The sequence below is a fragment of the Mesorhizobium sp. BR1-1-16 genome (assembly GCF_020165495.1).
Taxonomy (GTDB): domain Bacteria; phylum Pseudomonadota; class Alphaproteobacteria; order Rhizobiales; family Kaistiaceae; genus Kaistia.
In genome coordinates this window covers 134,831-149,807 of the sequence record NZ_JAIUIE010000008.1, presented here as the reverse complement: position 1 = coordinate 149,807, position 14,977 = coordinate 134,831, and the positions used below count along the sequence as shown (strand labels likewise).

Annotated in this window: 13 protein-coding genes; 11 read left to right on the top strand and 2 right to left on the bottom strand. The window is 67.2% G+C overall.

Features of this window, described 5'->3' with window-relative positions; translation table 11 throughout:
• The first annotated feature begins 198 nt into the window (after positions 1–198).
• The 5 genes from LB518_RS17460 (at position 199) to LB518_RS17440 (ending at position 8,130) form a co-directional block, all read left to right on the top strand.
• A complete protein-coding gene (locus tag LB518_RS17460) occupies positions 199–1,089 on the top strand; it encodes a choline/ethanolamine kinase family protein (protein WP_224578908.1) in 891 nt (296 codons plus the stop codon).
• Positions 1,086–3,572 carry a GcvT family protein gene (locus tag LB518_RS17455; RefSeq protein WP_224578906.1) on the top strand — a complete coding sequence of 829 codons (2,487 nt, stop codon included), beginning with the start codon at positions 1,086–1,088 and terminating at the stop codon, positions 3,570–3,572. Before LB518_RS17460 ends, LB518_RS17455 begins: the two co-directional genes overlap by 4 nt.
• Before the next feature lie 80 nt (positions 3,573–3,652).
• The gene (locus LB518_RS17450) at positions 3,653–4,693 is read left to right on the top strand and encodes an extracellular solute-binding protein (protein ID WP_224578904.1); all 1,041 of its coding nucleotides are present in this window, start codon (positions 3,653–3,655) and stop codon (positions 4,691–4,693) included.
• Complete coding sequence (locus LB518_RS17445; protein ID WP_224578902.1) at positions 4,690–6,303, top strand: ABC transporter permease; 1,614 nt, start codon at positions 4,690–4,692, stop codon at positions 6,301–6,303. The genes LB518_RS17450 and LB518_RS17445 overlap by 4 nt, the downstream gene beginning before the upstream one ends.
• Before the next feature lie 309 nt (positions 6,304–6,612).
• Positions 6,613–8,130 carry an SH3 domain-containing protein gene (locus LB518_RS17440; protein ID WP_224578900.1) on the top strand — a complete coding sequence of 506 codons (1,518 nt, stop codon included), beginning with the start codon at positions 6,613–6,615 and terminating at the stop codon, positions 8,128–8,130.
• Between the two features lie 13 nt (positions 8,131–8,143).
• Here the strand turns inward: LB518_RS17440 and LB518_RS17435 are convergent, their stop codons facing one another.
• The gene (locus LB518_RS17435) at positions 8,144–8,875 is read right to left on the bottom strand and encodes a GntR family transcriptional regulator (protein ID WP_224578898.1); all 732 of its coding nucleotides are present in this window, start codon (positions 8,873–8,875) and stop codon (positions 8,144–8,146) included.
• 154 nt (positions 8,876–9,029) lie between these two features.
• Between LB518_RS17435 and LB518_RS17430 the strand changes: the two genes are divergently transcribed.
• Complete coding sequence (locus tag LB518_RS17430; protein ID WP_224578896.1) at positions 9,030–9,491, top strand: RidA family protein; 462 nt, start codon at positions 9,030–9,032, stop codon at positions 9,489–9,491.
• Positions 9,492–9,509: 18 nt separating this feature from the next.
• Here the strand turns inward: LB518_RS17430 and LB518_RS17425 are convergent, their stop codons facing one another.
• Positions 9,510–10,379 carry an aromatic ring-hydroxylating oxygenase subunit alpha gene (locus tag LB518_RS17425; RefSeq protein ID WP_224578893.1) on the bottom strand — a complete coding sequence of 290 codons (870 nt, stop codon included), beginning with the start codon at positions 10,377–10,379 and terminating at the stop codon, positions 9,510–9,512.
• Between the two features lie 123 nt (positions 10,380–10,502).
• On the opposite strand from LB518_RS17425, the gene LB518_RS17420 reads away from it, so the two are divergent.
• The 5 genes from LB518_RS17420 to LB518_RS17400 all read left to right on the top strand — a co-directional run bounded on the left by LB518_RS17420 (position 10,503) and on the right by LB518_RS17400 (position 14,949).
• Entirely contained in the window at positions 10,503–10,745 is a 243-nt protein-coding gene (locus tag LB518_RS17420) for a hypothetical protein (protein WP_224578891.1), read from the top strand.
• Positions 10,746–10,782: 37 nt separating this feature from the next.
• The gene (locus LB518_RS17415) at positions 10,783–11,442 is read left to right on the top strand and encodes a Rieske 2Fe-2S domain-containing protein (RefSeq protein WP_224578889.1); all 660 of its coding nucleotides are present in this window, start codon (positions 10,783–10,785) and stop codon (positions 11,440–11,442) included.
• Entirely contained in the window at positions 11,439–12,068 is a 630-nt protein-coding gene (locus LB518_RS17410) for a glutathione S-transferase family protein (protein WP_224578888.1), read from the top strand. The genes LB518_RS17415 and LB518_RS17410 overlap by 4 nt, the downstream gene beginning before the upstream one ends.
• A gap of 10 nt (positions 12,069–12,078) precedes the next feature.
• Complete coding sequence (locus LB518_RS17405) at positions 12,079–13,878, top strand: adenine deaminase C-terminal domain-containing protein (protein ID WP_224578885.1); 1,800 nt, start codon at positions 12,079–12,081, stop codon at positions 13,876–13,878.
• Between the two features lie 84 nt (positions 13,879–13,962).
• Positions 13,963–14,949, top strand: coding sequence for an aldo/keto reductase (locus tag LB518_RS17400; RefSeq protein ID WP_224578883.1), 987 nt, complete (start codon positions 13,963–13,965; stop codon positions 14,947–14,949).
• The last annotated feature ends 28 nt before the right edge of the window (positions 14,950–14,977 follow it).

Genomic DNA, 14,977 nt, shown 5'->3' with positions numbered 1-14,977 from the left:
GCGACAGAGACCGCAGGCTGATCTTCAGGTTTTGCGTAGTCAGCTAAGACCCGGACGGAGAGGGGGACTGTTGACCCCCGGCGCCCCCTCTCCGCTCCGTCGTCACCAAGCCTCCCCTTGCATCCAACATCGGCAGCAGATTGACTGGATCTTCAGGCATCGAGCCTGTGCCAGCCGCCTCGGGGGAGCGTCCTGCCCATGCCACACCTGCCTGATCCGCTGGCGATCGCGGCCTCGCTATCCTGCTGGAGCGGCAAGGTGGACCCGGTGCCTCTGCCGGGCGGACTGACCAACACCAATTTCGTCGTCAAGGACCGCGGCCGGAGTTATGTCGTGCGCATAGGCGGCGACATGGCGGTGCATGGCATCATCAGGGCGATTGAGCTGGCCGCGAGCCGCGCGGCGGCGGCGGCCGGTATCTCGCCGATCGTTGTCCATGCCGAACCGGGCGCGATGGTGCTGGATTTCATCGAGGGTGAAACCCTCACTGCCGCCGATATTCAGAACCCCCGCAACCTGCCGCGTCTCGTCCAGTTGATCCGCCACGCCCATCGGGACATCCCGCGCTATTTCCGCGGACCCGCGCCGATGTTCTGGCCGTTCCAGGTGATCCGCGACTACACCCACACGCTCGAAGAGGGCGAGAGCCATTACCTGCCGATGCTCGTGGGCCTGCTCGACGCGGCCGACCGGCTGGAGACGGCGGTCGGCCCGATCGAGCTGGTGTTCGGCCATAACGACCTGCTGGCGGCCAATTTCATCGATGACGGGACGCGCCTCTGGCTGGTCGACTGGGACTATGCCGGCTTCAATTCGCCGCTGTTCGATCTCGGTGGCCTCGCCTCGAACAACCTGCTCGGGGCGGTGGCGACCGACACGCTTCTGGAGCTCTATTTCCAGCGGCCGCTCGACGACACGCTGCGCCGCAAGGCGCTCGCGATGCAGGCGGCCGCGCTGCTGCGCGAGACGATGTGGAGCATGGTCTCGGAGATCCACAGCACCCTGCCGATCGACTACGTGCCCTATACGGCCGAAAATCTTCGTCGCTTCGAGGTGTCGCTCGCCGCATTCGACGCGCTGCAGCGATGACACGCCAGGACATCACCATGCAGGACTTCGCCAAGGGCGAGCTTCCCGCCTCGGCCAAGATCGTCATCATCGGCGGCGGCATTGTCGGTGCCTCAGTTGCCTACCATCTCGGCGCGATGGGGTTGACCGATGTCCTGCTCGTCGAACGCGGGCGGCTGACCTCCGGCTCGACCTGGCATGCGGCCGGCCTTGTCGGCCAGCTCCGGACTTCAGCCAACATCACGCAGCTGCTCGGCTATTCAGTGGCTCTCTATGACCGGCTCGAGGCCGAGACTGGACAGGCGACCGGCTGGAAGCGCAATGGCGGCCTGCGGCTTGCCTGCAACGCGGCGCGCTGGACCGAGGTGAAGCGCCAGGCGACGACGGCACGCTCCTTTGGGCTCGAGATGGAGCTGCTCTCGCCGAAAGAGGCCCAGGATCTCTGGCCGCTGATGCAGGTCGACGATGTCGTCGGCGCCGCCTTCCTGCCGACAGACGGCCAAGCCTCACCCTCCGACATCACGGCGGCGCTTGCCAAGGGCGCCCGCATGAAGGGCGTCACCATCCGGGAAGGCGTCAGCGTCACCGGCATCAAGGTCGAGGACGGCGCCGTGGTCGCCATCGAAACCGATCAGGGCCGCATTGCCTGCGACAAGCTGGTCATCTGCGCCGGACAATGGTCGCGCGAGCTTGGACGTCTCGCCGGCGTCAACATTCCGCTTGTCTCGGTGCAGCATCAATATCTCATCACCGAACCGATCCCCGGCGTCACGCCGGATCTGCCGACCCTGCGCGATCCCGACCGGCTCACCTACTGGAAGGAAGAGGTCGGGGGCCTCGTCATGGGCGGTTACGAGCCCAATCCCAAGCTCTGGGACGTCGATCCGCTGCCGGCCGAGTTCGCGTTCCAGCTGCTCGACAACGACCTCGATCATTTCGAGCCGATCATGGGCGAGGCGCTCGGGCGCGTTCCTGCCCTCGCCGAAGCGGGAATCCGCCAGTTCATCAACGGTCCCGAGAGCTTCACGCCGGATGGGAACTTCATCCTCGGCGAAGCGCCGGAAGTGAAGAACATCTTCGTCGGCGCCGGCTTCAACGCTTTCGGGATCGCGGCGGGTGGCGGCGCGGGCATGGCGCTCGCCGAATGGGTCGCGAAGGGCGCGCCACCCTTCGATCTCTGGCCGGTCGATATCCAACGCTTCGGCCGCAATCATCGCGATCTCGGCTTCATCCGCGCGCGCACGCTGGAGGCCTATGCCCGGCACTACACGATGGCCTGGCCGTTCGAGGAGGCCGAGGCGGGCCGGCCGCTACGCCGCTCGCCGCTCTATGACCGTCTGAAGGCGGCCGGCGCGGTGTTCGGTGAGAAGCTCGGTTTCGAGCGTGCCAACTGGTTCGCCGATCCCGCCCTCGGCGAGGAGCCGCACGACCGCTACAGCTATGAGCGGCCAAACTGGTTCGCCGCGGTCGGGCGGGAGCACAGGGCCGCGCGCGAGGCAGCCGTGCTGTTCGATCAGACGTCTTTCGCCAAGTTCGAGCTTGTCGGCCGCGACGCCGAAAGCGCGCTTTCCTATATCGCGGCCAATGATGTCGCGAAGCCGGTCGGCCATCTCGTCTACACGCAGATGCTCAATGATGCCGGCGGCATCGAATGCGACCTCACGGTCTCGCGTCTCGCCGAGGACCGCTATTTCATCGTCACCGGCACCGGCTTCGCAACGCATGACTTCCACTGGATCGCACGCGGCGTCCCCGCAGGGATGGATGCGCGGCTCTCCGACGTCACCTCGGCCTATGCGACGCTCGTGTTGATGGGACCGAAGGCGCGCGAAATCCTCGCCGCGATCAGCCGCGACGACCTCTCGCACACCGCCTTCCCTTTTGGCCGCGCCCGCGGGATCTCGGCCGGCGGCTGCCCGGTGCTGGCGCTCCGCGTCACCTATGTCGGCGAACTTGGCTTCGAACTGCATGTGCCGACCGAATTCGCGCTAACGCTGTTCGATGCGCTGATGGCGGCCGGGCAGCCGCATGGCCTGACGCTTGCCGGCTACCGGGCCATCGAATCGCTGCGGCTCGAAAAAGGCTATCGCGCCTGGGGCGCGGAAATCGGGCCCGATCATTCGCCTCTGGTCGCTGGGCTCGGCGCCTTCGTCAAACTGAAGAAGCCCCTCGATTTTCGCGGCCGCCCGGCTCTGGAAGCGCAGGCCGCCAAGCCGCTACCGCGCCTCCTCGCCGCTTTCACCACCGAGGATCCCGACATCGTCCTGCTCGGCCGGGAAACGATCTACCGCGATGGCGTCCGCGTCGGCTGGCTGGCGAGCGGCGGCTTCGGCTACACGATCGGCCGGCCGATCGGCTATGGCTATGTTCGTCGCACGGAGGGCGTCGATCGCGACTTCGTGCTCTCCGGCCGCTACGAGCTCGAAGTCGCCGGCGAACGCGTCGCCGCGACGGCGCATCTCGATCCGCTCTATGACCCGAAAGGCGAGAAGATTCGCGCCTGAACTTGAGCCATCCGCTTGACAGCTTGGGAATAGGGGTGTTCGTCAGGCCGAATTGCCTGCAATAACATAGAGTTATTCTAATGTATCCCGCTACGCGCCGCGCGTTTCTCCGAGGGGCCGCCCTTGGTGGCGCCGCATTGATCGGCGGTCCTGCGCTCGTAACCGGTGGCGTTCGCCCCGCCCGCGCGGCAGGCGCCACGCTCGCCGTCTACAACGGCCAGCACCGGCCACCGGTGGAGGCGCTGATCGCCGCCTTCAGCGCCGCGACGGGAATCGATGTTTCGGTCCGCCATGGATCGAGCGCGCAATTGGCCAGCCAGCTGATCGAAGAGGGCGACCATTCGCCGGCGGATCTCTTTTGGTCCGAGGAAAGCCCCTCTTTGTTCGCTCTCTCGGAAAAGGGTCTGCTGGCGCCGCTGCAATCCGACACACTTGGCGCGGTCCCCGCCGAATATTCGGCCAAGGATGGAACCTGGATCGGCGCCACCGCGCGCTGCCGGGTCGTTGTCTATAACAAGGCTGCCGTCGATCCGAAGGCGCTGCCGGCTTCGGTGCTCGATTTCGCCAGCGAAGCCTATGCCGACAAGGTCGCCTTCGCCCCGGCCAGCGGCGCCTTCCAGCAGCAGATCATGGCCGTGATGATCCTGAAGGGCCGCGACACGGCGCTCGCCTGGCTGAAGGGCCTCAAGCGATATGGCCGGGTCTACAATTCCGATTCCGCAGCCGTCGAGGCGGTGGAGGGTGGCGACATCCCGATCGCGCTTTCAAACAACTATTATTGGCACGCGCTCGCCCGCGAGATCGGGGCCGATGATGTCCAGTCGGCGATCTACAATATCGGCCATGGCGACCCAGGCACGCTGATCACTGTATCCGGCGCCGGTGTCCTCAAGACGGCCAGGAATGCCGAGGCGGCCCAGCGCTTCGTCGCCTATATGGTCAGTGCCGAGGGTCAGGCAGCGATCGTGGGCGCCATCGCCGAGTATCCGCTGCGGCCGGGTGTCGTCTCGCCCTTTCCGCTGACGCCGTTCGATACGCTCGATCCGGCTCCCGTAACGCCGAACCAACTCGGTGATGCCGAGGCGGCGCTTGCGCTTCTGCGGGAGGCGGAACTGGCTTGAGCGAGAGCTTCGGCGATCTGGCCGGCGTGATCGCCACGCCGCGGCCGCGCCGCGGCCGAAGGCGGCGCAGCCTGCCGCCTTTTCTCGTCCTTGCCGCGCTCGTGCCGACGGTGCTGATCGCACTGCCGATCATCTACGTGCTGATCCGCTCCGCCGATGCCGGCTGGTCGGGCATCGCGGCGGAACTGTTTCGCCAGCGCACCCTGATGCTGTTCTGGAACACCAGCGTCCTCACCTTCTCGGTGACCATTCTGGCGCTGCTGATCGGCGTGGCCGGCGCCTGGTGCACCGAGCGCTCGGACCTGCCGGGACGGGCGCTGTGGCGTATTCTTTTCTGCCTGCCACTCGCCATGCCAGCTTTTGTCGCGAGCTTCGCCTGGAAATCGATCGGCCCGGCTTTCCAGGGCATGCCTGGCGCCATCTTGATCCTCTCGATGGAAAGCTTCCCGCTCGTCTTCCTGCCGGTCGCGGCGGCGCTGCGGAGCATGGATCCCGGCCCCGAAGAGGTTTCGCGTTCGCTCGGGCAGGGCCCACGCGCCACATTCCTGAAGGTGATCGTGCCGCGCGCGCTGCCAGCCGCCGGCGGTGGCGCGCTCCTGGTGACGGCGCACATGCTCTCGGAGTTTGGCGCGCTGTCGCTGCTGCGCGTGCAGACGCTGACGACGGCGATCTTCCAGCAATATGAGCTGCAGTTCGATAATGCCAGCGCGGCCGTCCTCTCGGCACTGCTGATGTTGTTCTGCCTGCCAGTGGCCTTTGGCGAGATCTATCTGCGCGGCAGCCAGCGGCGCGACAAGGTCGGGCGCAGCGCCGTGCGCAGTCGCCGTATGGCGCAGCTGGGCGTCTGGACGCTGCCGGCGCTCGCCTTCTTCGCGCTCATCGCCGTGATCTCGCTCGGCGTACCCTTCGGGCGGCTCGGCTATTGGCTGCTGCGCGGCGTATCGGCCGGGCGCGGGCTGGAGGCGATCGGCCCAGCGTTGTGGGGGTCGCTGTCGCTCGCCATTCCCGGCACCTTCGTCACGACGCTGGTCGCGCTGCCGCTCGTGCTGGTTGCTCTGCGCGGCGGCGGCCGCGTTGCCCGGCTCGCCGAGCGTCTGCCCTATATCGTGCACGGGCTGCCGGGGCTCGTCGTGGCGCTCGCGCTCGTCTATGCCTCGATCCGCCTGTTGCCGGCCGTCTATCAGACGCGGGCCGTGCTCTTCGCCGCCTATGCCATCCTCTTCATGCCGCTCGCCCAATCGGCGCTGCGCGCTTCGGCCGAACTGGTTTCGCCGGAGATGGAGGATGTCGCGCGTACACTCGGCCGCGGCGCCTTCGCCGCTTTCGTCTCGGTGACGCTGCCGGCGCTCGCGCCCGGCTTCGGCGCCGGCCTCGCCCTCGTCGCGCTCGAACTCATGCGCGAATTGACGGCGACGCTGATCCTCGCGCCCACCGGTGTCGCGACGCTCGCCACCGAAGTCTGGTCGCTGACCAGCGACGGCGCCTATGCCGCGGCGGCCCCCTTTGCGGCAGCGCTGGTCCTGATTTCGGGCCTGCCGGTCTATATCTTCACGCTGAGAACGCTCGACCCGCGTGGCCGCCGGGTTCGAAAGTCGCGACAGAGAAGCTAGGACGTCCGACGATGCGTCGCCTCTTCGCGAGGCCGCCCGCGACGAAGCCGCTCGACAATGCCCTAAGTCTCGCCTCATTTAGCGATCACGACTTCTGCCGGGCGGGCCGGCGGAAAGCCGGACGGACGGATAGACACGCGGATGATCTCTGGATCAAGCGCGGTTTAATAAAATTTTAGCCGTGATGATCTTCGCACCGATCGTCCCGGCTTCAGTCGGAGCCTCGCAGGACGCGGGGCCACGGCTCGACCCGCTGGCGGAGGAGCGGTTCGGTATCTGTGGGCTCGGCATCATTCGAAGGATTCGGGAATGACACCACCTGGAAAATCGGCAGCGCTGCGACTTCCTCCCCATGAGGAGAGCGCTGACACCGGCGCCGCCGGGTTCGAAGCGGCCATCCGCAACGCCGCCGCTGCCCGCCTGAGGCCGCGCCCTCAGGACACCGTTCGCGACAAGCTGCTGGCCTTCCCGGGCTTCGAGGCGGCTCGCCCAGCGACCCCGACGGCAGAGCCCGCTTCCGAGGCGGCGCCGGATTTCGGCAACGAACTGGAGGCCGCGATGATGAGCGACCTGCAGTCGATGGTCGCGCTCTTCGACGAAGTTGCGAGCGCGCCTGCAGAAGCGCCGACGACACCGTCGACAGCCAGTCCGCGGCAGACCGCCGTCGAGGTACCGCCAGCCGCCGAGCCAGATCAGGAGGCGCTCGACCGCCTGCTCGCAAGCATCCGCCTCAGCGACCGCGCACCGCGCCATTTGGCGACGGCCGTTCAGGAGCCCGATCTCGACGACCCGACCTTTGGGCGTGTCGACCGCGACGAGGCCGTCCCAGCCGAGGTTGAAACGCCCGCAGCTGTTGCCGTCCCCAACGGCATCGTTTCGCGCGCCGCCGAGGCCGTGACCGCGGCACTGCCGAAGCGCAATCCGAGATCGCCGCGTCCTGGCGGCCGCGACGACCGCCTTGCCTCGCCCCTACCACGCGCCCGCAAGCCGGCTCCGAGCCCCGCCGCCAGTCCTGCCGTGGCGCCTCGGATCGCCAGCAAGGCCGAGCCGGTTCCGGCGCTGCGGCTGTCCATTCCGGGCGCCCGTCGCGCTTATGTGAAGCCGGCGCTCGCGGTCTCGCTGCTGATCCTGCTTGCAACGGTCGGCGCCGGCATGACGATCCGGGCGCTGACGGCGCGCAACGACACCGCGCCTTCTCAGACAGCGACGGCGGCGGCGGCCGATGTCCCTGCCGCGACAACGGCCGAAGCCACGACCCCTCCGGCGGCGGCCGAGCCAGCCCCGGTGACCATCGCCAAGGCCGAAACACAGCCATTGGCCGCGACTTCGACAACGGAAAGCCCGGCCAGGGCCGCAGTCGACAATTCAGCACAGCACGCCATTCCCGCCGAGATGACACAGCCGACGGTGATGCAGGCGACACCGATGCCGCCAGCGGTTCCGCTCCAGCCGGCAGGGGCGCTGGTCGAAGTGCCCGCCACGGCTCCTGCCATGACGGCCACCACAACCCCGTCGCCCGCAGCAGAGATGGCGGCTAGCGCCGAGCCGGCGCCGAGCCTGCCCGCCGCGTCCGAGACCGTCGCCGCAGCGCCGCCGAAGACTGTTGCCTCGGGCGGGGCGACGGATGGGCTGCTGAAGCCCGGGCCGGGCCGCATCACCAGCGGCGTCAAGCTCAGGACCAATCCCGACAATGGCGCGCCAGTGATCGCGGTGCTCGGCCAGGGCACGGGCGTCCAGATCGTGGCCTGCAAGGGCTGGTGCGAGGTTGTCGCCGGCGACAAGCGGGGCTTCGTCTACCAGAAGTTCCTGGCGACGGCCGGCGGCTGAACCAGCCCCTGGCTCAGGACTCGCCGCTGAGCGCGATTGCCGCGCCGGCGCCCGAGGCGAGAAAAGCCTGCAGCTGCGCGATGATCTGGCGCGCATGACGGCCGCCGAGCCGCTCGGCCTCGTCGGCATCGCGCGCCTCGATCGCGGCGATCATCGCATCATGTTCGGCGACATAGGGATCGGGCAGGTGATCGTCGAAGGATGAATAATAGACGCGGAGAATGCGCCTGCCTTCGTCGAGCAGGCGCGTGAAGAGCTCGGTGTAGTAGCGATTGCGCCCGGCCTCGGCGATGGCGACATGGAAGTCGCGATTGGTGCCGATCATCGCGAGCGCATCGGCGGCACGCACGGCCGCAGCGAACTTCACCTGCTCCGCCTTCAGCCTGGCGATGTCGGCCTCGGTCCGCTTCAGCGCCGCGAGCCGCGTCGTGACGCGATACATCAGCGTCAGCGCATCGAAATAGACCGGGAGATTGGCGAAATCGATCGCGGAGACGATGGTGTTGCGATTGGGCAGCGTCGTCGCAAGCCCTTCCGCGACGAGCCGGACCAGCGCCTCGCGAACCGGCGTGCGCGACATCGAGAAGCGCTCGGAGAGCCGGGTTTCATCGAGGCCGGACCCCGGCGGCAGGCGCATTTCGAGAATGTCGCGCTTCAGCGCGTCATAAATGAACTGCACGCCGAAACCGCGCCCCGTTTCCGGTTTCGCCGCCCGCGCCGCATCCTCGGTCACCGCATCCGCCATGGTTCCGTCCCTTCCGCCGTCCGGCCTTACAATGGTGGCGAACGGTGCGCAAGCCGAGGCGTGCCGCCGGCTTTGGCGCTTTCTTAACGCCGAACCGCTTTGCTGGCGGCAGCGGACCCGGAAGCGGGCCGATGACCGCTCTGGAACCAAGCCCATGCAGATCGAAAAGCGCCTCGAAGAACTCGGCATTGCGCTGCCGACCGTACCGAAGCCTGTCGGCACGTATATTCCGGCCGTCCAGATGGGCAACCTGCTGTTCCTCGGCGGGCAGGGGCCGCTGCTGCCGATGGGGGAAAACGCTCTCGGCAAGCTCGGCGACGGCGTCACGGTTGCGGAGGGCTATGAACGCGCGCGGCTGACCGGGCTCTACCTGATTGCCGTCATGAAGGAGACGCTCGGCGATCTCGACCGCGTCAAGCGCATCGGCAAGGTGCTCGGCATGGTCAACTGCGTGCCGGAATTCGGCGATACACCCGGCGTCATCAATGGCTGCTCGGATCTTTTCCTGGAGGTATTCGGCGAAAAGGGCCGGCACGCCCGCTCCTCGGTCGGCATGTCGACGCTCCCCGGCAACATGACGGTCGAGATCGAATGCGTGATCGAGATCGAGGCCTGAGGCAGTCTCCGCGGTCCCTCAGGCCGCCCGCTCGGCGGTTCCGAACGTGACACCCTTCTCCTTCAGCCAGCGTCGGTAGGCGACGGAGGAGATATCGGCGCGGGTCGGGATCTCCGCGCGCGGCTCCAGCGGCAAGAGGCGCGGGCGCTGGTTTTCGAGGATGATGCGGTCCTGCAGGAAGATCAGCTGCTGGAAGTGGATCATGCTGGTCAGCGTGCTCTCGTCGTCGACGATGAACATCACCGGATGGGCGCGGCAACGGTCATGGTCGAGCGGCTGCACGAACAGGCAGATGACGTCCCAGCGGTTCGCGGCGGCCGGGCAAGTCTTGTAGAGCAGCGTCTGGAACGGCGCGGCGACTCGATACATGTATTGCGTCATGATGCCGCCCTGCGCCGAGAGCGCCGCCTGCGGCTGGAAGAACTCGCAATTCGTCGCCCAGACCTCGTCGACATCCCGGCGGATCTCGGTGGTGTAGTGGTGCACCTCCGTATGCGGTTCCGCGCCGAGAATATCGGTGTGGACGAAGGGGAAATGCGCCATGTCGAGGAAGTTCTCGATGATCCTGAGGCCCGAGGCGCGCACGGCGACGGCACCGCACACGACATGGCGGCGATCCGGCTCATCAGCTTCCGGGATATCGAAGAGCTCGCGCGGCGGCGTGCCCAGCGTCGTCCAGAGATAGCCCCAGCGCTGGCGGATCGGCAGCGGTTCGCCGAGTGAGCCGTCGGCAAGGCGCTCACGCACCACCGGAACGCTTTCGCCATCGCGGAAGACGACCAGATCGCGTCCGAGCAGGCGATTGGGCCGTGTCCCGGCCGGAATATCGGCCAGCGCGTCGATCACATACCAGTTGTCGAGCGAAGCCTTTTCCGCCGGTCTTGCCATCTCGCCGTTCTCCGATCCACCGCGTGTTGATGTCGCGTTGCCCAGACGCTAGACATGCCTGATTGTTGGGCTGTCGCGCAAGGCCAGACAGGCGTGACAGGGCCGTCAGACAGGACGAGGCGCATGCGGACGCGGGTGGAGATGGTTTTTCTCGGCGATTTCGAGCCCGAGAGCTTCGCCGAGTTCATGCGCCACCGCGCCGGCCGCCTGTCGGTCTCGGCCGTAGCCGGGCGCATCGACGCAACGCGCGTCGATGTCGCGGTGGAAGGCGAGCCTGATCTCGTCGACATGTTCGAGATGGCCTGCAGCCTCGGGCCGATCGATTGCCTGGTGCGTGAGGCCTACCGCCAGGGGCAAGGCCGGTGACGGCTGCATCGTCCTGGTTCAATCGGGGAAATTCAACATGAACCTTGTGGAAGGCTGGTACGCCGTCGCCATCGCCGACGATATCGAGCCGGGCACCTCGGCCGGAACGCGGCTGTTCGACCGGGAACTGGTCGTCTGGCGCGACCTCGCCGGCGTCAGCCATGTCTGGGAGGATCGCTGCCCGCATCGCGGCATGCGGCTCTCCTTCGGCTTCGTGCGCGGCAACCATATCGCCTGCCTCTATCACGGCTGGGCCTATGACACCGCCGGCCAATGCCGCGCGATTCCGGCCCATCCCGATCTCGCTGTTCCCGAGACGATCAAGGTCGCGACCTATCATTCTGCCGAGGCTAGCGGTCTGATCCTGGTGCACTCCTCACTCGGCGCCGAGGCGCCGCCGCCGCCAGCGCCTGCGCCAACGGGCCGCGCGCTTCGCAGCCTCTATGTCGATCTCGCGCCGGACGTCGTCGCGGAGCGCCTCTTGCGGGACTTCACGGCGCTGGACGACGGCAGCTATGCCGGAACCCTTGCCGGCGCGCCGGTTCTCGTCTTCCTGCAACCCTTCACCGCGACGCGGACGGGGCTGCATCTGGTGCTGGCGGGCCCGGGCGATTCGGTCGCGGTCTCCGCCGCTGCGGAAGCGCTGCGCAACGCTTTCGAAGCGTCATCCGCCCCCGCGCTGGAGGCTGCGGAATGAGCCTCGTCCTGCATGACTACGAACTCGACGCCGATTGTTACATGGTGCGGCTCTTCCTCTCTATCCTCGGCATCACCGCCGAGACGATCGCCGTCGACGTTCATCCAGGCCATGAGCAGCGTTCGCCGGTCTATCTTGCGCTCAATCCGCGCGGCAGCCTGCCGATCCTCGTTGCCGGCGATCTGGTGCTGACGGAAGCCGAGGCGATCCTGTGCTATCTCGCCCGCTCCGAGGCGGCCGGCAGCCCCTTCCTGCCCGATGAGGCTGCGGCTTTCGGCGCGGTGATGAGCTGGCTCTTCTTCGCCAGAGGGCCGCTCGGCGCCGCGACGGCGGCGCGGCTGACCGCGATGCTGGAGGCGCCCGGTGATCCGGAAACGCTGGAGCGACAAGCGCGCGCCGCGTTTCGCGTCATGGAAGACCACATGACGTCGCGGCATCTATCCGGCGCGTCGTGGTTCGTCGGCGATGGGCCGACGCTCGCCGACATCGCGCTGTTCCCGCCGATCGTGCTGTCGCGCGATTTCGGCATCGACCATGACGAGTATCCTGCGCTCCGGCGCTGGATGCGGCGCATGCGGACGATCCCCGGCTTCATCACGATGCCGGGCATTCCCGATTATCACTGAGGAGCGTGCCATGGCGCGGCTGACCCGATTTTCCGTGGCGCCGCTTGCTGGCATGACGCGCCAGCTTGCGGCCGTCGCCTCCGGACGGGCGGCACCAGACCTCGTCATCACCGGCGCACGCGTGCTCTCGACCTATTCCGAGCGCATCCTGCCCGAGCGGGAAATCTGGATTTCCGGCGGCCGCATCGCGGCCGTGAAGCCGTCGGGCAGCTATCGCGGAGCAGCGGCGCGTTATGATGCTGCGGGCGGCATCATCGGTCCGGGCCTCGTCGACCCGCATATCCACATCGAATCGGCGATGGTTACCGCGTCAGCCTATGCCGAGGCGGCGCTTCTCAACGGCACGACGACGATCTTCTGCGACAGTCACGAGATCGGCAATGTCATGGACGTCGCCGGCATCGAGGCGATGCTGGAGGACGCCCGCGCCGCGCCGCTCTCGATCTTCCTCACCGTGCCCTCGACCGTTCCCGCGACGTCGCCCGAGCTTGAGACAGCCGGCGGCGACCTGACGCCTGAGAAGATCGCCGGACTGTTCGATCGCTGGCCGGAAGCACTGGCGCTCGGCGAAAAGATGGATTTCGTGCCGGTCACGATGGGCGACGAGCGCAGCCACGCGATCCTCAAGGCGGCGCTCGAGCGCGGCCGTCCCGTCTCGGGCCATGTCTATGGCCGCGATTTCGTCGCCGCCTATGCCGCGAGCGGCATCACCGACACGCATGAGGCCATCGACCGCGACATCGCCGACGACCTGCTCGAGGCCGGCATCTGGATTTTCCTGCGCGGCGGCCCGCCGACCACGGCTTGGCACTCGCTGCCCGAGGCGATCAAGACCATTACGGAACTCGGCACCTCGACCAAGCGGATCGCGGTCTGCACCGATGATCGCGACGCCGACGATCTCGCCGATTTCGGCCTCGACTTCGTCGTGCGCGAAGCCGTGCGGGCCGGCGTGAAACCGGAAGCCGCCTGGTCGATGGGCTCGCTGCATGGCGCGACACGCTTCGGCCAGGACGGCGAGATCGGCGGGCTCGGCGGTGGCCGGCGCGCGGACCTCGTCCTGCTGAACGATGCGCTGGAGCCGCAATCGACCTGGTATGGCGGCGAACTCGTCGTCGACGGGCGCCGCATCACGCCGCTGCTCGATGCTGCCTTGTCGGATCGCTATCGCTATCCGGAAGCGGCCTATCACACAGTCCATCTTCCCGCGGTGCTGAAACTGACGCCGGATCTTCCGGCCGGTCCCGGCATTCTCAACGCGATCCGCACGGAACTGCCCGGAATCACGCTGACGCATGACCGGATCGCGATCGAGCCGGCCAATGACTGGTCGACGCTGTTCGACCGGCATGGGCTCTGTTTCGTCAGCGTCGTCGAGCGGCATGGCAAGACCGATGGCAATGTCGGCCACGGCGTGCTGTCGCGCTTCAGCCTGAAGCGCGGCGCCGTTGCCTCCAGCGTCGGTCATGATGCGCACAACATCATCATCGCCGGCACCAACGAGGCGGATATGCGCCTCGCGCTCGCGACCGTCGCCGAGACCGAGGGCGGTATTGCGGTCGTCGCCGACGGCGTGGTCAAGGCGCGCGTCGCGCTGCCGATCGCGGGCCTTCTCTCCGACAAGCGAGTGCCTGAAGTCGCCGAGGAATTGCGGGCCCTGAAGGTGGCCTGGGCGGAGGCTGGCTGCTCGATCCCGTTCATGGGTTTCAACCTGATCCCGCTCTCGGTCATTCCCGAAATCCGCATCACCGATCGCGGCCTCGTCACCGTGCCCGCCATGGCGCTGGTGCCGCTGTTCGAGCCGGATTGAGTCGCGCATCCAATCCCTCGGCCCTTGTCATGAGAGGACGCGCGCCCGATAACCTCCGCGACTGAAATTGCGGAGGGACAGGCGATGCGCGCGCGAACATTCGGACGGACAGGCCGGCAGGTCAGCGAGATCGGCTTCGGAGCCTGGGCGATCGGCGCCAGCTGGGGCCATGTCGACGAGAGCGACGCGATCGCCGCGCTCAACACGGCGCTCGATGCAGGCGTGACCTTCATCGACACCGCCGATGTCTATGGCGACGGCCGCTCGGAAAAGCTGATCGCGCGCGTTCTGCGCGAGCGCGGCGGCCCGCGGCCTTTCGTCGCCACCAAGGCCGGCCGCCGCCTGCAGCCGCATGTCGCGGCGGGCTACACGGCGGACGCGCTGGCGGGCTTCGTCGACCGCAGCCGAGACTATCTCGAGATGGAGACGCTGGATCTCCTGCAGCTGCACTGTCCACCGACCGATGCCTATTATCACCTAGAGGTCTTCGCCGCTCTCGATGATCTCGTCGCGGCCGGGAAGATCGCGAATTACGGCGTCAGCGTCGAACGGATCGAGGAAGGCCTGAAGGCGCTCGAATATCCCGGCGTCGTGTCGATCCAGATCATCTTCAACATCTTCCGCCAGCGTCCGATCGAGCGGCTGTTCCAGCGCGCGCTGGAAAGCGAGACCGCCATCATCGCCCGCGTGCCGCTGGCAAGCGGACTGCTGACCGGCAAGATGAAGGCCGACACGCATTTCGACGCCTCCGACCATCGCCAGTTCAACCGCCATGGCGAGGCCTTCGATGTCGGCGAGACCTTCTCCGGCGTCCCCTATGAGGCCGGCCTTGCGGCGGTCGAGCGCATCCGGCCGCTCGTCGGCGGCAATGTGACCATGGCGCAGTTCGCGCTGAAATGGATCCTGACGTTCGATGCGGTCACCGTGGCGATCCCCGGCGCCAAGAACGAGCAACAGGCGCGCGCCAATGCCGACGCCGCTACGCTGCCTCCTCTCGATGCCGAGACCATGGCGGCGTTGAAGACGATCTATGACGAGGACATCCGGCCCTTCGTGCATCAGCGCTGGTAGCGCGGACACGGTTCGGACGACAAAATGC